Below are 20,505 nucleotides of genomic sequence, written 5' to 3' on the forward strand. Positions count from 1 at the left end.
CCTTGCATAACAAATATGGAGCATATACATGGCGTGGAATCAGCCCGGTAACAACGGACAAGACCGCGACCCGTGGGGAAGCAGCAATAATCAAGGCGGCAACTCTGGGGGAAATGGCAACAAAGGTGGTCGCGAGCAGGGGCCGCCGGATCTGGATGATATCTTCCGCAAGCTGAGCAAAAAGCTTGGTGGCCTTGGCGGAGGAAAAGGTAATGGCTCGGGTGGAAACTCCACTCAGGGGCCGCGCCCGCAAATGGGTGGCCGCATCGTGGGCATCGTTGCCGCGGCGGTGGTAATCATCTGGGCTGCCAGCGGATTCTACACCATTAAAGAAGCAGAACGCGGCGTGGTAACCCGTTTCGGCAAGTTCAGCCATCTGGTTGAGCCGGGCCTGAACTGGAAACCGACCTTCATTGACGACGTCACCGCCGTCAACGTGGAATCCGTTCGCGAGCTGGCGGCATCAGGCGTGATGCTGACTTCTGACGAAAACGTCGTGCGCGTTGAGATGAACGTGCAGTACCGCGTGACCGATCCAGAACGTTATCTGTTTAGCGTGACCAGTGCCGATGACAGCCTGCGTCAGGCGACCGATAGCGCCCTGCGCGGCGTGATTGGTAAATACACCATGGACCGTATTCTGACCGAAGGTCGTACCGTTATTCGTAGCGATACCCAGCGCGAGCTGGAAGAGACCATTCGCCCGTACAACATGGGTATCACCCTGCTGGACGTCAACTTCCAGGCCGCTCGTCCGCCGGAAGAGGTGAAAGCCGCGTTTGACGATGCGATTGCCGCGCGTGAAAACGAACAGCAGTACATCCGTGAAGCGGAAGCGTACACCAACGAAGTTCAGCCACGTGCTAACGGTCAGGCGCAGCGTATTCTTGAAGAAGCGCGCGCGTACAAGACCCAGACCATCCTGGAAGCTCAGGGTGAAGTGGCTCGCTTCGCGAGGATCCTGCCGGAATATAAAGCGGCTCCGGAAATTACCCGCGAGCGTCTGTATATCGAGACAATGGAAAAAGTGCTGAGCCATACGCGTAAAGTGCTGGTTAACGACAGCAAAGGTGGAAACCTGATGGTGCTTCCGCTTGATCAGATGCTGAAAGGCGGCTCTGCCCCTGCGTCAAAGGCGGATAACAGCGGTGCAAACAACCTGCTGCGTCTGCCGCCAGCGTCCTCTGGTAGCTCCAGCGCGACAACAACGCCTTCTTCGAACGATGGTGACATCATGGACCAACGCCGTGCTAACGCGCAGCGTAACGACTACCAGCGTCAGGGGGAATAAGGATGCGTAAGTCAGTTATTGCGATCATCGTTATCGTATTGGTCGTGCTTTATACCTCTATCTTTGTGGTGAAAGAGGGCGAGCGCGGCATCAAGTTCCAGTTCAGCAGCGTGGTGCGTGACGGCGACAAGCGTCCGGTGATTTATGAGCCGGGTCTGCACTTCAAGGTGCCGTTTATCCAGTCCGTGAAAACGCTGGACGCGCGTATTCAGACCATGGATAACCAGGCTGACCGCTTCGTGACCAAAGAGAAGAAAGACCTGATCGTCGATTCCTATATCAAATGGCGCATCAGTGATTTCAGCCGCTACTTCCTGGCAACGGGCGGTGGTGACGTTTCTCAGGCAGAAGTTCTGCTGAAACGTAAGTTCTCTGACCGTCTGCGTTCCGAGATTGGTCGTCTGGACGTGAAGGACATCGTGACCGACTCCCGCGGTCGTTTGACCCTGGAAGTGCGCGACGCGCTGAACTCCGGTACAGCGGGCACGGAAGACGAAGTGGCTACGCCGGCAGCGGATGACGCTATCGCCAAAGCCGCTGAGCGTGTTCAGACTGAAACCAACGGTAAAGTTCCGGTAATCAACCCGAACAGTATGGCGGCGTTGGGTATCGAAGTTGTCGATGTGCGTATCAAGCAGATCAACCTGCCTGCGGAAGTGTCCGAAGCGATCTACAACCGTATGCGCGCCGAGCGTGAAGCGGTAGCGCGTCGTCACCGTTCGCAGGGTCAGGAAGAAGCTGAGAAACTGCGCGCGGCGGCAGATTACGAAGTCACCAAGACGCTTGCTGAATCTGAGCGCCAGGGCCGTATCCTTCGTGGTGAAGGCGATGCCGAAGCCGCTAAGCTGTTTGCGGATGCATTCAGCCAGGATCCAGGCTTCTACGCCTTTATCCGTAGCCTGCGCGCCTATGAAAGCAGCTTCCAGAGCAATCAGGATGTGATGGTGCTGAGCCCGGACAGCGATTTCTTCCGCTACATGAAATCACCGGAAACGACCACGCGTTGATTGACGATGAAATAAAAAAAGGCGCCTCACAGGGCGCCTTTTTTATATCTTGACGGGATTAGTTGCCCAGCAGTTTGTTCAGCAGGCCACCGATCACCGGCACGTTTGCCAGGGTGTTTTCGATGTCAGCGCCCAGGTTTGCACCCATAGATTCGCCGATGGTTTTGCCCAGATCTGGTGCCAGAGTGGTCAGGCTAACGGTGCCAACCAGTGGCAGAGAGATGTCAAACAGGCTGCCGCTGTTTGCCCAAACCGCTGCGCCAATTTTGCTTCCCAGAGAGGCCAGGTTGTTTTTCAGCCAGCCAGCACCACTTACCGTTTCAATTTCAGTTGCGGTTAATACTCTCATTATAATCATCCTAATTATCTTATATTCGTATCCAGCTTGATACGCGGTGGCATACTTGCAATTTTAATAATTTCTTTCAATACAGTTGATTATGAATTTTATTTCGTGAGGTTACTTCATAATTGGGCTGGCGCTGATGTCATTATGAAGTGATAAGAAACAATGGGTTACATATTCCACTTCACAAAGTCATTTCATAGAAGGGCGATGTTAACTGACAATGTGAAGCGTTTATGAAGTGAGAAAAGATAAGAGATGGCCAGCATCCCGCTGGGCTTACATAAGGGTGAAAAATGAATTCAACAATCTGGCTGGCATTGGCGCTGGTTTTAGTCCTGGAAGGGTTAGGCCCGATGCTGTACCCGCGTGCCTGGCGTCGAATGATCGCCACCATGAGCCAGCTTCCCGATAATATTTTGCGCCGTTTCGGTGGCGGACTTGTGGTTGCCGGTATCGTTATCTACTACATGTTGAGGAAAACGATTGGCTGATCAAAAAGTGGTCGGATTTGGCACATTTAAGGGTCAAAAAGTGCTGTATATCTGAAAAAGCGATGGTAGAATCCATTTTTAAGCAAACGGTGATTTTGAAAAAATGGGTAACAACGTCGTCGTACTGGGCACCCAATGGGGTGACGAAGGTAAAGGGAAGATTGTTGATCTTCTGACTGAACGGGCTAAATATGTTGTACGCTACCAGGGCGGTCACAACGCAGGCCATACTCTCGTAATCAACGGTGAAAAAACCGTCCTCCATCTTATTCCATCAGGCATTCTTCGCGAAAACGTGACCAGCATCATCGGTAACGGTGTTGTGCTGTCTCCTGCTGCACTGATGAAAGAGATGAAAGGTCTGGAAGACCGTGGTATCCCTGTTCGTGAGCGTCTGCTGCTCTCTGAAGCTTGCCCGCTGATCCTGGATTATCACGTGGCGCTGGACGTTGCGCGCGAAAAAGCACGCGGCGCGAAAGCTATCGGCACCACCGGTCGTGGTATCGGCCCGGCTTACGAAGACAAAGTTGCACGTCGCGGTCTGCGCGTGGGCGACCTGTTTGATAAAGCGACCTTCGCTGAAAAACTGAAAGAAGTGATGGAATATCACAACTTCCAGCTGGTGAATTTCTACAAAGCTGACGCGGTTGACTACCAGAAAGTACTGGATGACGTCATGGCGATTGCTGACATCCTGACCGGTATGGTTGTTGATGTTTCCGATCTGCTCGACCAGGCGCGCAAGCGTGGCGATTTCGTCATGTTTGAAGGTGCGCAGGGTACGCTGCTGGATATCGACCACGGTACCTATCCGTATGTAACCTCTTCCAACACCACCGCAGGTGGCGTGGCGACCGGCTCTGGCCTGGGTCCACGTTACGTTGATTACGTTCTGGGTATCATCAAAGCGTACTCCACTCGCGTGGGTGCAGGTCCATTCCCGACCGAGCTGTTTGATGAAACCGGCGAGTTCCTGTGCAAGCAGGGTAACGAGTTTGGCGCGACCACCGGTCGTCGTCGTCGTACCGGCTGGCTGGATGCGGTTGCAGTGCGTCGTGCAGTGCAGATCAACTCCCTGTCCGGCTTCTGCCTGACCAAGCTGGACGTGCTGGACGGCCTGAAAGAAGTGAAAATCTGCGTAGGCTACCGTATGCCAGATGGCCGCGAAGTGACCACCACTCCGCTGGCAGCTGACGACTGGGAAGGCATTGAGCCAATCTACGAAACCATGCCGGGCTGGTCCGAAACCACCTTCGGCGTGAAAGAGCGTAGCGGCCTGCCGCAGGCGGCGCTGGATTACATCAAGCGTATTGAAGAACTGACCGAAGTGCCGATCGATATTATTTCTACCGGCCCGGATCGTACTGAAACGATGATCCTGCGCGACCCGTTCGACGCATAATCTTCGTGACTGCTGGCCTGCGGGGAGACCCGTAGGCCGGATAAGCGTAGCGCCATCCGGCGACCGCTCCTGGATCTCCGCTTTTTCGCCCCGTCTGTCAAATAAATTAGCCGCTAACTATCTGGCTGGTTTATCATCATTAATGAATATCTCTGCGGTTTGTCCGCGATTTCCCTTTTTCCTGAGGTTGATGTGCAGTTAACAAGTTTCACCGATTACGGCTTACGTGCGCTGATCTACATGGCGTCGTTACCCGATGGGAAGATGACCAGTATCTCTGAAGTAACAGAGGTCTACGGTGTGTCCCGTAATCATATGGTCAAAATAATCAATCAACTTAGTCGTGCCGGATACGTTGCTGCCGTCCGCGGGAAAAATGGTGGGATCCGCCTGGGGAAACCGGCGCAGAGTATCCGGGTTGGGGATGTGGTACGTGAACTGGAGCCGCTGTCTCTGGTGAATTGCAGCAGCGAGTTCTGCCACATTACGCCCGCTTGCCGCCTGAAACAGGCGCTTTCTAAGGCCGTGCAAAGTTTTCTCAAGGAACTGGATAACTACACGCTGGCCGATTTGGTTGAAGAGAATCAACCGCTTTATAAATTATTGCTGGTGGAATGAAGAAAATTTCCACCGGAGCTGACAACGGAGGAACCGATATGTCACACGATCCTTTCCAGGAACGCGAAGCTGAAAAATACGCGAACCCCATCCCAAGCCGCGAGTTCATCATTGAACACTTAACCAAACGCGAAAAACCCGCCAATCGTGAAGAACTTGCCGTTGAATTAAATATTGAAGGTGAAGAGCAAACTGAAGCCCTTCGCCGCCGCCTGCGCGCAATGGAGCGCGACGGGCAGCTGGTCTTTACCCGCCGCCAGTGCTACGCGCTGCCAGAACGCCTCGACCTGGTGAAAGGCATAGTCATTGGTCACCGCGATGGCTTTGGCTTCCTGCGCGTCGAAGGCCGTAAAGACGATCTCTATCTCTCATCTGAACAGATGAAGATGTGTATTCATGGCGATCAGATCCTGGCGCAGCCGCTGGGGGCCGATCGTAAGGGCCGCCGCGAAGCGCGCGTCGTTCGCGTGCTGGTGCCGAAAACCAGCCAGATTGTGGGCCGCTACTTTACCGATGCGGGCGTTGGCTTTGTCGTCCCGGATGACAGCCGCCTGAGCTTCGACATCCTGATTCCACCGGAAGAGGTGATGGGCGCGCGCATGGGCTTTGTGGTGGTCGTTGAACTGACCCAGCGCCCGACCCGCCGCACCAAAGCCGTGGGTAAAATTGTTGAAGTGCTCGGCGACAACATGGGCACCGGCATGGCCGTCGACATGGCCCTGCGCACCCATGAAATCCCTTACGTGTGGCCGAAAGCCGTAGAAGACCAAATCGAAGGCCTGCGCGAAGAGGTGCCTGAAGAGTCGAAGGTGGGCCGCGTGGATCTGCGTGATTTGCCGCTGGTCACCATCGATGGCGAAGATGCCCGCGACTTCGATGATGCCGTTTACTGCGAGAAGAAACGCGGTGGCGGCTGGCGTCTGTGGGTGGCGATTGCCGACGTGAGCTATTACGTCCGTCCGCACACGCCGCTGGACAACGAAGCGCGCAGCCGCGGTACGTCGGTCTACTTCCCGTCGCAGGTGGTGCCGATGCTGCCGGAAGTGCTTTCTAACGGCCTGTGCTCCCTGAATCCGCAGGTTGACCGCCTGTGTATGGTGTGTGAGATGACCATCTCCACCAAAGGGCGTTTGACCGGGTATAAGTTCTACGAAGCGGTGATGAGCTCTCACGCGCGTCTGACCTATACCAAAGTCTGGCATATGCTCCAGGGCGACCAGGATCTGCGCGAGCAGTACGCCCCGCTGGTTAAGCACATCGAAGAACTGCACAACCTGTATAAAACCCTGGATCAGGCGCGCGAAGAGCGCGGCGGGATCTCGTTTGAGAGCGAAGAAGCGAAGTTTATCTTCAACGCGGAACGCCGCATTGAGCGTATCGAGCAGACCCAGCGTAACGACGCGCACAAGCTTATCGAAGAGTGCATGATCCTGGCGAACATCTCAGCCGCCCGCTTCGTTGAAAAAGCGAAAGAGCCTGCGCTGTTCCGTATTCACGACAAACCAACCACCGAAGCGATTACCGCCTTCCGCTCCGTTCTGGCCGAGCTGGGTCTTGAACTGCCGGGTGGCAGCAAGCCGGAGCCGCGCGATTACGCCGAGCTGCTGGAGTCCATCAGCGATCGTCCTGACGCAGAAATGCTGCAAACCATGCTGCTGCGCTCCATGAAGCAGGCGATTTACGATCCGGAAAACCGCGGTCACTTTGGCCTGGCGCTGCAGTCCTACGCGCACTTCACCTCGCCTATCCGCCGTTACCCGGATCTCTCCCTGCACCGCGCGATTAAGTATTTGCTGGCGCAAGAGCAGGGCCACAAAGGCAACACCACCGAAACCGGCGGGTATCACTATTCGATGGAAGAGGTGCTGCAGCTGGGCCAGCACTGCTCCATGACCGAGCGTCGCGCCGATGAAGCGACCCGCGAAGTCTCCGACTGGCTGAAATGCGACTTTATGCTGGATCAGGTTGGGAACGTCTTTAAAGGCGTGATCGCCAGCGTGACCGGATTTGGTTTCTTCGTGCGTCTGGACGAGCTGTTTATCGACGGCCTGGTGCATGTCTCCAGCCTGGATAACGACTACTACCGCTTCGACCAGGTCGGGCAGCGCCTGATTGGCGAATCCGGCGGCCAGACCTACCGCCTGGGCGACCGCGTGGAAGTGAAGGTTGAAGCCGTGAACATGGACGAGCGTAAAATCGACTTCAGCCTGATCTCCAGCGAGCGCGCCCCGCGTAACGTCGGCAAAACCGAGCGTGAGAAAGCGAAAAAAGGCGGTAACGGTAAACCGGGCGGCGGTAAACGTCGTCAGGCGGGCAAGAAGGTAAACTTCGAGCCGGACAGCGCCTTCCGCGGCGAGAAGAAGAAAAAGCCGAAGGCCGAGAAGAAAGAGGCGCGTTCAGCGAAAAAACCTTCCGCTAAAACGCAAAAGATAGCCGCCGCGACCAAAGCGAAGCGTGCTGCAAAGAAACAGCAGGCGGAGTAAATTCTCCCCTCATCCTGACCCTCTCCCCCGCGGGGAGAGGGAAAAGTACAGTCATAACGAGAACCATCAATGAGTGAAATGATTTACGGCATCCACGCGGTGCAGGCCCTGCTGGAGCGCGCACCTGAGCGTTTTCAGGAAGTGTTTATTCTGAAAGGACGTGAAGATAAACGTCTGATGCCGCTGATCCACGCGCTGGAAGCGCAGGGCGTGGTGATCCAGCTGGCAAACCGCCAGTTCCTGGATGAGAAAAGTGAGGGCGCGGTACACCAGGGCATCATCGCTCGCGTGAAGCCGGGCCGTCAGTATCAGGAAAACGATCTGCCGGATCTGATCGCCGAACTGGATAATCCGTTCTTCCTGATCCTGGACGGCGTCACCGATCCGCATAACCTGGGCGCCTGCCTGCGCAGCGCCGATGCCGCTGGCGTCCATGCGGTGATCGTGCCGAAAGATCGCTCCGCGCAGCTGAACGCAACGGCCAAGAAAGTGGCCTGCGGCGCAGCGGAAAACGTGCCGCTGATCCGCGTGACCAACCTGGCGCGCACCATGCGTCTGCTGCAGGAAGAGAACATCTGGATCGTCGGGACGGCGGGTGAAGCGGATCACACCCTTTACCAGAGCAAAATGACCGGCCGCCTGGCGCTGGTGATGGGGGCGGAAGGTGAAGGTATGCGCCGCCTGACGCGCGAGCACTGCGACGAGCTGATTAGCATCCCGATGGCGGGCAGCGTGTCGTCCCTGAACGTGTCGGTCGCAACGGGTATCTGCCTGTTTGAAGCGGTGCGTCAGCGCGGAGAATAAACAGCAAGGCCGTCCAAAGGACGGCCTTTAGTGTTTTCTCCCTCTCCCCGTGGGAGAGGGCCGGGGTGAGGGCACCAGACGGTGACAAACTCACTCCTCTAACGACCGCAAATGGTCATCCTTTCTGAGCGTCATCAGCGCCACAATACTCACCGCCGCCGTTGCCATCACGTAGTACGCCGGAATATCCAGATTGCCTGTCTCTTTAATCAGCCCGGTGATAATCAGCCCCGCACAGCCCGAGAAAATCGCGTTCGACAACGAATAGGCCAGCCCAAGACCGGTGTAACGCACGCGGGTCGGGAACATTTCGGACAGCATCGCCGGGCCCGGCCCTGCCAGCATTCCCACCAGGCCGCCCGCGATCAGCACGACCATCGCCTTAATCGCCAGCGTGCTGGACTCGGCCTGCAATATTTTAAGCAGCGGCAGGGCGAGGATCAGCAGCAGCCCGGTGGCGATAAGCATCACGGTGCGGCGGCCCAGCCTGTCGCTCAGCATCCCGGACGGAATGATCGTCAGCGCAAACCCGATGTTGGAAATCACCGCAATCAGCAGCGCCTGGTTGAACCCGGTGTGCAGCGCCGACTGCAGATAGGTCGGCATAATCACCAGATAGGTATACCCCGCAGCGGACCACGCCATGACTCGCCCGATCCCCATCACGATGGCTTTTAGCGTGGCAGCCGTTTGCGCCTGCGCCACGACGGGCTTTTCCTGCTGATGCACAAAGCTCGGCGTCTCTTCCATGCTGACGCGCAGCCAGAGGGCCACCACGCCCATCGGCAGGGCCAGGAAGAAGGGGATTCGCCAGCCCCAGTCGTGCAGCGCTTCGGGCGTGAGCAGGGCGGAGAGCAGCGCCACGATGCCCGCGCCCGCTAACAGCCCCAGCGCCACGGTAAAGGATTGCCAGGCACCGTACAGGCCGCGCTTGCCGCGCGGGGCAAATTCGGTCATCAGCGAGACGGCCCCGCCGTATTCCCCGCCCGCGAACAGCCCCTGCAATATGCGCAGCAGCGTGATAATCAGCGGGGCGGCAATCCCGATGCTGGCATACACCGGCACAACGCCGATGGCGGCGGTGGCGAGCGTCATCAGCACCAGCACGACGATCAGCGTGGGCTTACGGCCAATTTTGTCCCCGATGCGGCCAAACACCACCGCCCCCAGAGGGCGAAAGAAAAAGGCAATCGCAAACGACGCATAGGTGAGGATCAGGCTGGTCAGCCCCGCTTCCCCTTCAAGCTGGAAGAAATTCTTCGCAATCACGGTTGCCAGAAAACCGTAGACCGCGAATTCATACCATTCGATGAAATTCCCGATAGAGCCCGCGATGAGCGCGCGTTTGTGTGCGTCCGGTGCCACGGCTGTAGGTTGCATAGCGATCCTCACTGAAAGTGTTTGAATAAATTATTCAACAAATAATCGCGGGTGAAATAGTTTATTCTTATGTTCTGTGAGCTAATTCACGAATGATTTCAGCGGGATCGCCAGCGTGTGACCCCACTCCCATGCAGCGCCTCCGCACCCTGTCCATACTTACCTTCATTGCCATTGAAGGAGGGACACACCATGCGCTGGCACACGCATACCGTTTTTAATCAGCCTGCACCGCTCACTAACAGCAATCTTTTCCTCTCTGACTGCGCGCTGCGCGACGCCGTGAGCCGCGAAGGCGCCGAGTGGGATATGGAGCTTCTCGCCAGCATCGGGCAGCAGCTGGGTACGGCGGAATCGCTGGAGCTGGGCAGGCTGGCGAACGTTAATCCCCCGGAGCTGCTGCGCTACGACGCCACCGGCGAGCGCCTCGATGACGTGCGTTTTCACCCGGCGTGGCACCTGTTAATGCAGGGGCTATGCGCCAACCGGGTCCACAATCTGGCGTGGGAGGAGGAGGCGCGCAAAGGATCGTTTGTGGCCCGAGCCGCCCGTTTTATCCTCCATTCGCAGGTCGAAGCCGGAACCCTGTGCCCGGTGACCATGACCTTTGCCGCCACGCCGCTGCTGCAGCAGTCGCTTCCGAAAGCGTTTCAGGACTGGCTCACGCCGCTGATGAGCGATCGCTACGATCCGCATCTTGCGCCGGGCGGGCAAAAGCGCGGGCTGCTGATCGGCATGGGGATGACCGAAAAACAGGGCGGCTCCGACGTGCTAAGCAATACCACCCGGGCGGAAAAATGCGATGACGGCAGCTATCGGCTGGTGGGCCACAAGTGGTTTTTCTCGGTGCCGCAAAGCGATGCGCATCTGGTGCTGGCGCAGGCGAAAGGAGGGCTCTCCTGCTTCTTCGTGCCGCGCTTTTTGCCCGACGGGCTGCGCAACGGCGTGCGCCTGGAGCGGCTGAAAGATAAGCTCGGCAACCGCTCGAACGCCAGCAGCGAAGCGGAGTTTCTCGACGCCAGCGGCTGGCTGCTGGGCGAAGAGGGGGAAGGCGTCCGGCAAATCCTCAAAATGGGCGGCCTGACGCGCTTCGACTGCGCGCTGGGCAGCCACGGGCTGATGCGCCGGGCGCTATCCGTGGCGCTTTATCATGCCCATCAGCGGCAAACGTTCGGCAAAAACCTTATCGATCAGCCGCTCATGCGCGACGTTTTGAGCCGTATGGCGCTGGTGCTGGAGGGGCAAACCGCGCTGCTGTTTCGTCTTGCGCGCGCCTGGGATAAGCGTGAAGACGCGCAGGAAGCGGCCTGGGCCCGGCTTTTCACCCCGGCGGCGAAGTACAGCGTCTGTAAAGCCGGCATCCCGTTTGTGGCGGAGGCGATGGAGGTGCTCGGCGGCACCGGCTATTGCGAAGAGAGCGAACTCCCGCGGCTGTACCGGGAAATGCCGGTGAACAGCATCTGGGAAGGCTCCGGGAATATCATGTGCCTGGACGTGCTGCGGGTGCTGATGAAACAGCCGGGGATTCTCGAGCTGTTAAGTGACGATTTTGCCCAGGTGAAGGGGCAGGACAGGCATTTCGACCGCAGCTGGCGCCAGCTTCAGCAAAAGCTGCGTAGGCCCCAGGAGGCGCAGGGCAGGGAGATTACGCATCAGCTCTTTTTACTGGGCGCTGGCGGGCAAATGCTGCGACACGCCTCGCCGCCGGTGGCGCAGGCGTGGTGTCGCATGATGCTGGATGCCCGCGGCGGGTCGCTTATCAGCGAGCAGGTGCAAAACGACCTGCTGCTGCGCGCCACGGGCAGAGTGGGCTAGCCTTTCAGCTGGAACAGGCTGACCAGTTGCGTGAGGTGGGAGCCCTTCTCGCGCAGCGTTTGCGCCGTTTGTTCGCTGCGGGAAACCCGGTCGGCGTTGATGTGCGATGCTTCGCCGATGTGCGTCATGGCGAGGTTAACCTGGTGAATACCCGCCGATTGCTCGTGCGAGGCGTGGTTAATCTCGGTGACCAGCTGGCTGATGTTATCGATGTGAACGATGATGTCGTTCATCGCCAGCCGCGTTTGCTCTGACAGCGCGTGGCCTTCGCTGACTTTATTGAGCGTATCGCCTATCAGCTGCTCAATCTCTTTCACCGCATTGGCGCTGCGTGCCGCCAGGGCGCGAACTTCCTGAGCCACTACCGCAAAGCCTTTGCCATGCTCCCCTGCGCGCGCCGCCTCAACCGCGGCGTTCAGCGCCAGGATGTTGGTCTGGAAGGCAATCGACTCAATCACCCGGGTGATGTCTTCGATACGTTTCGAGGCATCGCGGATATCGTCCATCGTGGCGACCGCGTGGGTCACCGTTTTACCGCCCTGATGCACCGCGCGGGACGTTTCCCCAACAAGCTGCTGCGTTTGCGCCATGTTCGCCGCGTTTTGCTGCACGGTGGCGGCCAGCTGCTCCATGCTGGCGGAGGTCTCCTCCACGCTGCTGGCCTGCTTGTTGATCTGCTCGGAGATCTCCCCGCTGTCCGATGCCAGCGCGTTAGTGCCCATGTGGATCTCGCCTGCGGCCTCGCGCACCTGGCGAACGATTTTCTGCAATCCGCCGCCGATGCCGTTGATCGCGACGATCAGCTGACCGACCTCATCCTGGCGCGTGACGGGCAGGTTGGCGCGAAGATCGCCGTCGGCATACTGGCGCGCGAGATGGATAACGTCGCGCAGCGGGCGGGTCAGCATCCGGCGAATGATAAAGACAAACAGGCCCGCGAAGAGCGCCGAAAGCGCTAACCCGGCCAGCAGGAAGCGGTCGCGCAGCGTGTTGATGCTGGACAGCAGCACCGATTTATCCACTTCGCCGACGATGGTCCAGTTCCAGCCCGGCAGCGGCGTCCAGGCCATTTTCAGCGTGCGGCCGTCGTCGCTGACGCGCTCCAGCGTGCCGGATTTATCGCTCAGCAGCTGCTGCTGAACGGCGTTATCCCACTTCGGCAGCTGCCCCTCTTCGCGGGTGTGGAACAGGTACTGCCCGCGCGTTTTGCCATTGCTGCGATCCAGCACGAAGAAATGGCCGCTCTCGCCCAGGCGGCGGTTAAGGATTTTCTCGCGCATCACGTTCCAGGAGTGGGTGATATCGACGCCGACAAAGACGATCGCGATGACCTGGCCCTCGCTATTTTTCACCGGCTGATACTGGGTGATGTAGCGTTTGCCAAACAGCAGCGCCAGGCCGCGGTAAACCTCGCCGTTGCTCACGGCGGCGAAGGCCGGGCTTGCAGCATCCAGCACGGTGCCCATCGCGCGGTCGCCGTTCTCTTTGCGCAGCGAGGTGGCCACGCGAATAAAGTCGTTCCCGCTGCGAACAAACAGGGTCGAGATCGCCCCCGTGCGGCTCAGGAAGTCGTCAGAGAAGGTGTTGTTTTCATGAAGCTCGCTGTCGCCGCCTTTCAACAGCGGGACATTCATACCGTTAATGGTACGGCTCTGGCTGGTATCGATATTAAGAGGCTGCGGCAGGAAGGTGCTGAACAGTCTGGTGTAGCTTTCAACCTCTTCGCTCAGGCTGGTGTTAAACATCTGCACCATATCGACCATCCCGGAGGACTGGTTATGCAGATCTTCCACCGCCAGAGATTCCAGCTGCTGGCTGGTTTTATGGCTCAGCAAAAACGTGAAGAACAGAAAAAGCATTGCGACACTGACGCCGGTAAGCAGCGATAGCTTAGTGCCCAGACCCGCACGGCGAAAAGAATTGATCATAAATTGCTCATTATTGAAAAGGTATGGCTCTTCAACGGCAGGGCGGGGATAACATTTATCAAATTAATGTAACAAAATATTATTTAATTGTTTTTGAGAGGTTTGTTTTGAGATAAAAGATTTGCAAAAAATAAAAGCCACTAAAACTGAGTGGCTTTTATCATGGACAATTAAGCATAGAGAATGGCCTGTACCCGCCACTGATCGACATGGTTATCTTCCTGCATTTGGATGATGCGATACCAGGAAGCGCCCTGTTCATCTGCTTTTAATGCAACTACACGTTCAACGTCCTGCGGGCTCCCCGAAATATTATTGACGGAGATCTGGCCGATTTCATTCAGGCCCGTCACACAATCAGCGCTGGCAAATTCAGCTGACTGAGCGGTCGTGCTTACAAGGCCTGCAGAAAGCAACAGAGAGGTCAAAGCAAGGGTTCGTTTCATCGTCAGCTCCATTTCACATGTCTCCGGTATCCGCCGGGCAATCCTTCGCAAATAAACTCACTTCCATTGGTGCGGGCATGGAGTTTATTGTGGACAGGAAAATGTCTATGGACGCAAAGCAGTGTAAATGTCGTTCAAATGATGACCATTACTTACGGTACAAAATCGCCTGTGAATACCACTGTCCCGTAATGATGGTTTCATCCACCATAATGATGACGTAATAATCTGCTTTTGCTGCGGCGGCCTGCGCTCTGATGGCGTCCTGGGCATCATCCGGGGAACCGCGAACCATCGCGGAGATCGTTCCCATTCGCTGTAATCCTTCCGTCTGATTACGACGAATTTCCTGCGGACGATCGGTAGCCGGGGGAGCGGGTTGCGGCGTGCCTTGCAACGCGCTACAGCCACAGAGCAGTGATACCAGCAATAAAGCAGCAAACCTGCGCATAACCATATCTCGTTTCCTGATAGCCATAGTGTAGTTGTCTGTAAATTTAGTTTTGGGGGAATGTTCCCGAAGTGTTATCTGGGGCGTATATTTCGAATGAAAATATCGTGAAAGCGTAACCCAGTTCTCAACATTATGAATCATTCATTTGCACAGGATCGACAATGATTGAACTTCAAACGCAGCGCCTCGGCGAGCACGAAATTCTCCACGCATTTCCGGCGGGAAAAGGCGACCAGCCGTTGCCCGTTGTGGTTTTTTATCATGGGTTTACCTCCTCTAAGTTGGTTTACAGCTACTTTGCCGTGGCGCTTGCGCAGGCCGGCTTTCGCGTAGTGATGCCGGATGCGCCCGATCACGGCGCGCGCTTCACGGGTAACGAGCAGGCGCGGCTCGGGCAGTTCTGGCAGATTCTGCGCGGCAGCCTGGTGGAGTTCGCCGCGCTGCGCGATGCGTTGTATCAGGCCGGGCTGGTGGCCGACAACCGCCTGGCGGTGGCCGGGGCGTCGATGGGAGGCATGACGGCGCTGGGGATAATGACGCGCCATCCGGAGGTCAAATCCGTGGCCTGTCTGATGGGCTCGGGGTACTTCACTTCGCTGGCGCAGACGCTGTTTCCCCCGCAGGATGATGCAGAAGCCGTAATCGCCTCGCTGGCGGAGTGGGAAGTGAGCTACGCGCTGCCAAACCTGGCAAACAGGCCTCTGTTCCTGTGGCACGGCGAAGCCGACGACGTTGTGCCTGCGGGGGAAACCTTCCGCCTGCAGCAGGCGCTGATCCGCGAAGGGTTAGATAAAAACCTCACCTGCCTGTGGGAAGCCGGTGTACGCCATCGGATCACGCCAGCGGCGCTGGATGCAACGGTGGCGTTTTTCCGCCAACACCTTTAAACGCGCAGAACGGTGACGCCCTGATCTTCCAGCTTCTGGAGGATCACGGGGTCGGCGCTTTTGCCGGTGATAACCATCGAGATTTGCTCCGCACGGCTGAACAGCATCCCGGCGCGCTCGCCGACTTTGCTGCTGTCGACCAGCACCACGAGCTTGCCCACCACGTTCAGCATGTTCTGTTCGGCCATCGCCGTCAGCATATCGGTTTTATACAGGCCGTCGGCGGTCAGGCCTTTGCCGCTGGTGAACATCCAGTGCCCGGCATAAAGGGTATTTTCACTGTCCTGCGGGCTTAAGGTAATGGACTGGCTCTTATTGTACTGCCCGCCCATGATCACCACGCTTTCGTGTTCCTGATCGATAAGGTAGTTCGCCAGCGGCAGGTAGTTGGTAATGATCTGCACCGGCTTTCCGCACATCTCACGACCCAGCAGAAACGCGGTAGAGCCGCAGTTGATGACCACGCTCTCGCCCGGGTTCACCAGCTGCGATGCGGCTCTGGCGATGCGGACTTTCTCATCGTGATTCTGCGCCTGATGGATATTCATCGGCGTCCAGCGTGGACGCTGCTGGCTAATGGCTTCCGCGCCATTGCGGACTTTTTTGAGCTTTCCGCTTTCATCCAGTTTATTGATATCACGCCGCGCGGTTGCCGGGGAAATCCCTAAGCGCTCAATCACTTGTTCGACGGTGACAAACCCTGTTTGCGCCAGTAGTTCCAGTAAAATTTGATGCCGTTGCGCTTCCGTCATGAGCTATTCCGATGAGAATTGATTTTTAAAGATGATATTTGAAATAGCCTGAAATTACTAAGCAAAATATAAAATCGCCAGACACGCGGGTCTGGCGATGGTCGTGCAATTACAGGAACGATTTGAACGGCAGATCGGGTTCAATGGTGAAGCAATCATCAAAACCGCGTGGATAGTGGTATTCAAGATTGTCTTTATCCAGCGGCCAGGTGAACTTGCCGCCAACCTGCCAGATGAACGGCTTGAAGCCATACTTCAGGCGGTCTTTCTTCATCTCCCACAGCACGCGAATCTCCTGCGGATCGGCCTGGAAGTTTGACCAGATATCGTGGTGGAACGGAATCACCACTTTGGTGTTCAGCGCTTCCGCCATGCGCAGCATGTCGGCGCTGGTCATTTTGTCCGTGATACCGCGCGGGTTTTCACCGTATGAACCCAGCGCAACGTCGATCTGATGCTCGTTACCGTGCTTCGCGTAGTAGTTGGAATAGTGGGAATCACCGCTGTGATAGAGCGAACCGCCAGGGGTTTTGAACAGGTAGTTCACCGCACGCTCGTCCATGCCGTCAGGCAGCACGCCTGCCGCTTTCTGATCCGCCGGGAGAGTGATCAGCGCGGTACGGTCAAATGCATCAAGAGCATGAATTTCAACGTCTTTAATTTTTACCACATCGCCTGGTTTCATGACGATGCAGCGCTCTTTCGGTACGCCCCAGCCGATCCACAGATCGACGCAGGTCTGCGGCCCGATGAACGGCACGTCGTCAGCGCAGTTCTGCATGACCGCTGCCGCCACGTTCACGTCGATGTGATCGTTGTGATCGTGGGTAGAAAGCACCGCGTCGATCTGGCGAATGGCGAACGGATCGAGCACAAACGGCGTGGTACGCAGGTTTGGCTGAAGCTTTTCCACGCCCGCCATGCGCTGCATCTGGTGGCCTTTTTTCATCAGCGGGTTGCCGTGGCTCTGTTTGCCCGTGCCGCACCAGAAATCGACGCAAATGTTGGCGCCGCCCTCTGATTTCAGCCAGATACCGGTACAGCCAAGCCACCACATGGCGAATGTGCCCGGCGCAACCTGTTCCTGTTCAATCTCTTCATTCAGCCAGCTGCCCCACTCAGGGAAGGTGCTCAGAATCCATGATTCGCGGGTGATGGTTTTCACTTTACTCATCGTCGTACTCCCTCTAAAAAATCAAATGTAATCACATGGTGACATGTTGTGATTTATGTTGTCACCATTAAATCAACATTGCAATGCTGTTTTTTCGCTTTGATTTGCCAGGTGGACGCAGGATGGGTTTGATGTATGCGTACACAGATAAAGCCTGTAAATGATTAATTGTATGAATTTAAAGAAATAATGTTGGCGATTTGTATCTAAATGAAAATCACTATTAAGTATGGGGAAATAATTTGCGTGATGGCTCACAAATAATCAAATGCAATCTTGTGGTGATTATTTGTGATTACTAGAGTGATGACACCAACCGCACGGGGGTTACCTCGTGTATCCACTTTCTGGAGAGTGTTATGGAAATTCTCTACAGCGTCTTTACCGTCTTCTTTAACCAGGTAATGACAAATGCTCCGCTCTTGCTGGGTATCGTGACGTGTCTGGGCTATATCCTGTTACGTAAAAGCGTGAGTGTGATAATTAAAGGCACGATTAAAACTATTATAGGTTTCATGCTGTTACAGGCGGGGTCTGGCATTCTGACCGGCACGTTCAAGCCTGTCGTTGCCAAAATGTCGGAAGTGTACGGCATCAACGGCGCCATCTCTGACACCTACGCCTCCATGATGGCCACTATCGACCGCATGGGTGATGCCTACAGCTGGGTCGGGTATGCCGTTCTGCTCGCCCTGGCGCTCAACATTATTTACGTTCTGCTGCGCCGTATCACCGGTATCCGCACCATCATGCTCACCGGTCATATCATGTTCCAGCAGGCCGGGCTGATTGCGGTTTCCCTCTTTATCTTCGGTTATCCGATGTGGACGACCATTATCTGCACGGCGATTCTGGTGTCGCTCTATTGGGGCATTACCTCCAATATGATGTACAAGCCGACCCAGGAAGTGACCGACGGCTGCGGTTTCTCCATCGGTCACCAGCAGCAGTTTGCCTCCTGGATTGCCTATAAAGTCGCCCCGTTCCTAGGTAAAAAAGAAGAGAGCGTTGAAGATCTCAAGCTGCCGGGCTGGCTGAACATCTTCCATGACAACATTGTCTCTACCGCGATTGTCATGACCATCTTCTTCGGTGCCATCCTGCTCTCCTTCGGTATCGACGTGGTTCAGGCGATGGCGGGTAAAACCCACTGGACTATCTACATCCTGCAAACCGGCTTCTCGTTCGCCGTGGCGATTTTCATCATCACTCAGGGCGTGCGTATGTTCGTGGCCGAGCTGTCCGAAGCCTTCAACGGTATCTCCCAGCGATTAATTCCGGGTGCGGTGCTGGCAATCGACTGTGCGGCTATCTATAGCTTTGCGCCAAACGCCGTGGTGTGGGGCTTTATGTGGGGCACCATCGGTCAGCTGATTGCCGTCGGCATCCTGGTCGGCTGCGGCTCCTCCATTCTTATCATCCCTGGCTTCATCCCGATGTTCTTCTCTAACGCCACCATTGGCGTATTCGCTAACCACTTTGGCGGCTGGCGAGCAGCGCTCAAGATTTGTCTGGTGATGGGCATGGTTGAAATCTTCGGCTGCGTATGGGCCGTCAAGCTGACCGGCATGAGCGCCTGGATGGGCATGGCTGACTGGTCAATTCTGGCACCGCCGATGATGCAAGGTTTCTTCTCTGTCGGGCTGATCTCAATGGCCGTCATCATCCTGATTGCTCTGGCTTATATGTTCTTCGCTGGTCGCTCGCTGCGGGCTGAAGAAGATGCGGAAAAACAAACAGCAGAAGTGTCTGCTCACTAAGGAGTTTCGATTATGACCGTACGTATCCTGGCTGTGTGTGGCAATGGGCAAGGTAGCTCCATGATCATGAAGATGAAAGTGGACCAGTTTTTAACCCAGTCAAACATCGACCACACGGTGAACAGCTGCGCGGTGGGGGAATACAAAAGTGAACTGAACGGCGCGGACATCATCATCGCCTCTACCCATATCGCCGGTGAAATTACCGTATCAGGCAACAAACACGTCGTGGGCGTGCGCAATATGCTGTCGCCTGCCGATTTCGGTCCAAAGCTGCTGGAAGTGATCAAAGCGCACTTCCCACAAGACGTGAAGTAAGGACGGCACATGAAACTACGTGATTCTCTGGTCGAGAATAATTCGATTCTGCTGCAGGCCGAGGCCAGCACCTGGCAGGAAGCGGTAAAGCTGAGCGTTGACCTGCTGGTTAAGGCTGACGTGGTTGAGCCGCGCTACTACCAGGCCATCCTCGATGGCGTGGCGGAACATGGTCCTTACTTTGTGATTGCGCCAGGGCTGGCGATGCCGCATGGCCGCCCGGAAGAGGGCGTTAAGAAAACGGGATTCGCGCTGGTGACGCTCAAAGAGCCGCTGGTGTTCAACCACGAAGATAACGACCCGGTCGATATTCTGATCACCATGGCTGCCGTCGACGCCAATACCCACCAGGAAGTGGGCATCATGCAGATCGTGAATCTGTTTGATGACGAAGCCAATTTCGACCGTTTACGCGCCTGCCGTACCGAGCAGGAAGTGCTGGATTTAATTGATAACGCCACTGCGGCGGCTGTTTAAGAGGAATTTCAAATGTCATTACCCATGTTGCAGGTTGCGCTGGATAACCAATCAATGTCTTCTGCCTATGAAACCACGCGCCTGATTGCTGATGAAGTGGACATTATTGAAGTGGGCACCATTCTTTGCGTTGCCGAAGGCGTTCGCGCCGTTCGCGACCTGAAAGCGCTGTATCCGCACAAAATCGTGCTGGCCGACGCCAAAATTGCCGACGCCGGGAAAATCCTCTCTCGCATGTGCTTTGAAGCCAACGCGGACTGGGTCACCGTGATCTGCTGTGCGGATATCAACACCACCAAAGGCGCGCTGGATGTGGCGAAAGAGTTCAACGGCGACGTGCAGATTGAGCTGACCGGTTTCTGGACCTGGGAGCAGGCGCAAGAGTGGCGCGATGCGGGCATTCAGCAGGTGGTTTATCACCGCAGCCGCGATGCGCAGGCCGCAGGTGTGGCCTGGGGCGAGGCGGATATCAGCGCCATCAAACGTCTGGCGGATATGGGCTTCAAAGTGACCGTAACCGGTGGCCTGGCGCTGGAAGATTTGCCGCTGTTCAAAGGCATCCCTGTTCACGTCTTCATCGCCGGACGCAGCATCCGTGACGCGGCTTCTCCAGTAGAAGCAGCACGCCAGTTCAAACGCTCTATCGCTCAGCTGTGGGGCTAAGGAGTG

The 20,505-nt window shown here is 56.3% G+C and carries 20 protein-coding genes; 13 read left to right on the plus strand and 7 right to left on the minus strand.

Features of this window, described 5'->3' with window-relative positions; all coding sequences use genetic code 11:
* Positions 1-28: 28 nt before the first annotated feature.
* Together hflK and hflC are read left to right on the plus strand one after the other, a co-directional pair.
* Positions 29-1,291, plus strand: coding sequence for an FtsH protease activity modulator HflK (gene hflK, locus AB6V08_RS17000; protein ID WP_368543998.1), 1,263 nt, complete (start codon positions 29-31; stop codon positions 1,289-1,291).
* Positions 1,292-1,293: 2 nt separating this feature from the next.
* A complete protein-coding gene (gene hflC / locus AB6V08_RS17005; protein ID WP_368544000.1) occupies positions 1,294-2,298 on the plus strand; it encodes a protease modulator HflC in 1,005 nt (334 codons plus the stop codon).
* 58 nt (positions 2,299-2,356) lie between these two features.
* Here the strand turns inward: hflC and AB6V08_RS17010 are convergent, their stop codons facing one another.
* On the minus strand, positions 2,357-2,647 hold the full coding sequence (locus AB6V08_RS17010) for a hypothetical protein (RefSeq protein ID WP_368544001.1): 291 nt from the start codon (positions 2,645-2,647) through the stop codon (positions 2,357-2,359).
* Positions 2,648-2,940: 293 nt separating this feature from the next.
* Here AB6V08_RS17010 and AB6V08_RS17015 point away from each other — a divergent pair, with 293 nt between their 5' ends.
* From AB6V08_RS17015 to rlmB, 5 genes are all read left to right on the plus strand, one after another.
* Positions 2,941-3,138, plus strand: coding sequence for a DUF2065 domain-containing protein (locus AB6V08_RS17015; RefSeq protein WP_003855996.1), 198 nt, complete (start codon positions 2,941-2,943; stop codon positions 3,136-3,138).
* Positions 3,139-3,241: 103 nt separating this feature from the next.
* Positions 3,242-4,540 carry an adenylosuccinate synthase gene (locus tag AB6V08_RS17020; RefSeq protein ID WP_006178975.1) on the plus strand — a complete coding sequence of 433 codons (1,299 nt, stop codon included), beginning with the start codon at positions 3,242-3,244 and terminating at the stop codon, positions 4,538-4,540.
* A 192-nt stretch (positions 4,541-4,732) separates the two neighbouring features.
* On the plus strand, positions 4,733-5,158 hold the full coding sequence (gene nsrR, locus AB6V08_RS17025) for a nitric oxide-sensing transcriptional repressor NsrR (RefSeq protein ID WP_014068620.1): 426 nt from the start codon (positions 4,733-4,735) through the stop codon (positions 5,156-5,158).
* Between the two features lie 38 nt (positions 5,159-5,196).
* Entirely contained in the window at positions 5,197-7,641 is a 2,445-nt protein-coding gene (rnr, locus tag AB6V08_RS17030; RefSeq protein WP_368544002.1) for a ribonuclease R, read from the plus strand.
* Between the two features lie 69 nt (positions 7,642-7,710).
* Positions 7,711-8,445: a 23S rRNA (guanosine(2251)-2'-O)-methyltransferase RlmB gene (gene rlmB / locus AB6V08_RS17035; RefSeq protein WP_010427468.1), complete on the plus strand. Its 735-nt coding sequence runs from the start codon at positions 7,711-7,713 to the stop codon at positions 8,443-8,445.
* A gap of 90 nt (positions 8,446-8,535) precedes the next feature.
* On the opposite strand, the gene AB6V08_RS17040 is transcribed toward rlmB, so the two are convergent.
* Entirely contained in the window at positions 8,536-9,810 is a 1,275-nt protein-coding gene (locus AB6V08_RS17040) for an MFS transporter (RefSeq protein ID WP_368544025.1), read from the minus strand.
* A gap of 207 nt (positions 9,811-10,017) precedes the next feature.
* Here AB6V08_RS17040 and AB6V08_RS17045 point away from each other — a divergent pair, with 207 nt between their 5' ends.
* A complete protein-coding gene (locus AB6V08_RS17045) occupies positions 10,018-11,640 on the plus strand; it encodes an isovaleryl-CoA dehydrogenase (RefSeq protein WP_368544003.1) in 1,623 nt (540 codons plus the stop codon).
* Here the strand turns inward: AB6V08_RS17045 and AB6V08_RS17050 are convergent.
* The 3 genes from AB6V08_RS17050 to bsmA all read right to left on the minus strand — a co-directional run bounded on the left by AB6V08_RS17050 (position 11,637) and on the right by bsmA (position 14,492).
* On the minus strand, positions 11,637-13,568 hold the full coding sequence (locus tag AB6V08_RS17050; protein ID WP_368544004.1) for a methyl-accepting chemotaxis protein: 1,932 nt from the start codon (positions 13,566-13,568) through the stop codon (positions 11,637-11,639). The two genes, AB6V08_RS17045 and AB6V08_RS17050, sit on opposite strands and share 4 nt — an antisense overlap.
* A 170-nt stretch (positions 13,569-13,738) precedes the next feature.
* Positions 13,739-14,014 (minus strand): DUF1471 family protease activator YjfN, encoded by a 276-nt coding sequence (yjfN, locus tag AB6V08_RS17055; RefSeq protein WP_368544005.1) that lies wholly within the window; start codon positions 14,012-14,014, stop codon positions 13,739-13,741.
* A 148-nt stretch (positions 14,015-14,162) separates the two neighbouring features.
* Entirely contained in the window at positions 14,163-14,492 is a 330-nt protein-coding gene (bsmA, locus tag AB6V08_RS17060; protein ID WP_368544006.1) for a biofilm peroxide resistance protein BsmA, read from the minus strand.
* Between the two features lie 137 nt (positions 14,493-14,629).
* Here bsmA and yjfP point away from each other — a divergent pair, with 137 nt between their 5' ends.
* Entirely contained in the window at positions 14,630-15,355 is a 726-nt protein-coding gene (gene yjfP / locus AB6V08_RS17065) for an esterase (RefSeq protein WP_368544007.1), read from the plus strand.
* Here the strand turns inward: yjfP and ulaR are convergent.
* The gene (gene ulaR / locus AB6V08_RS17070; RefSeq protein ID WP_368544008.1) at positions 15,352-16,107 is read right to left on the minus strand and encodes an HTH-type transcriptional regulator UlaR; all 756 of its coding nucleotides are present in this window, start codon (positions 16,105-16,107) and stop codon (positions 15,352-15,354) included. The two genes, yjfP and ulaR, sit on opposite strands and share 4 nt — an antisense overlap.
* Before the next feature lie 109 nt (positions 16,108-16,216).
* Positions 16,217-17,281 carry an L-ascorbate 6-phosphate lactonase gene (ulaG, locus tag AB6V08_RS17075; RefSeq protein ID WP_023299142.1) on the minus strand — a complete coding sequence of 355 codons (1,065 nt, stop codon included), beginning with the start codon at positions 17,279-17,281 and terminating at the stop codon, positions 16,217-16,219.
* Positions 17,282-17,640: 359 nt separating this feature from the next.
* On the opposite strand from ulaG, the gene ulaA reads away from it, so the two are divergent.
* Genes ulaA through ulaD form a run of 4 tightly spaced genes read left to right on the plus strand, consistent with a single transcriptional unit; the run spans position 17,641 to position 20,499 of the window.
* Positions 17,641-19,041, plus strand: a complete 1,401-nt coding sequence (ulaA, locus tag AB6V08_RS17080) for a PTS ascorbate transporter subunit IIC (protein WP_368544009.1) — start codon at positions 17,641-17,643, stop codon at positions 19,039-19,041.
* Positions 19,042-19,053: 12 nt separating this feature from the next.
* Positions 19,054-19,359, plus strand: a complete 306-nt coding sequence (gene ulaB, locus AB6V08_RS17085; RefSeq protein ID WP_002885682.1) for a PTS ascorbate transporter subunit IIB — start codon at positions 19,054-19,056, stop codon at positions 19,357-19,359.
* Positions 19,360-19,368: 9 nt separating this feature from the next.
* A complete protein-coding gene (ulaC, locus tag AB6V08_RS17090; RefSeq protein ID WP_368544010.1) occupies positions 19,369-19,836 on the plus strand; it encodes a PTS ascorbate transporter subunit IIA in 468 nt (155 codons plus the stop codon).
* Between the two features lie 12 nt (positions 19,837-19,848).
* Entirely contained in the window at positions 19,849-20,499 is a 651-nt protein-coding gene (gene ulaD / locus AB6V08_RS17095) for a 3-keto-L-gulonate-6-phosphate decarboxylase UlaD (RefSeq protein WP_368544011.1), read from the plus strand.
* Positions 20,500-20,505 lie beyond the last annotated feature (6 nt).

The sequence above is a fragment of the Enterobacter soli genome, assembly GCF_964208575.1.
GTDB lineage: Bacteria > Pseudomonadota > Gammaproteobacteria > Enterobacterales > Enterobacteriaceae > Enterobacter > Enterobacter soli_A.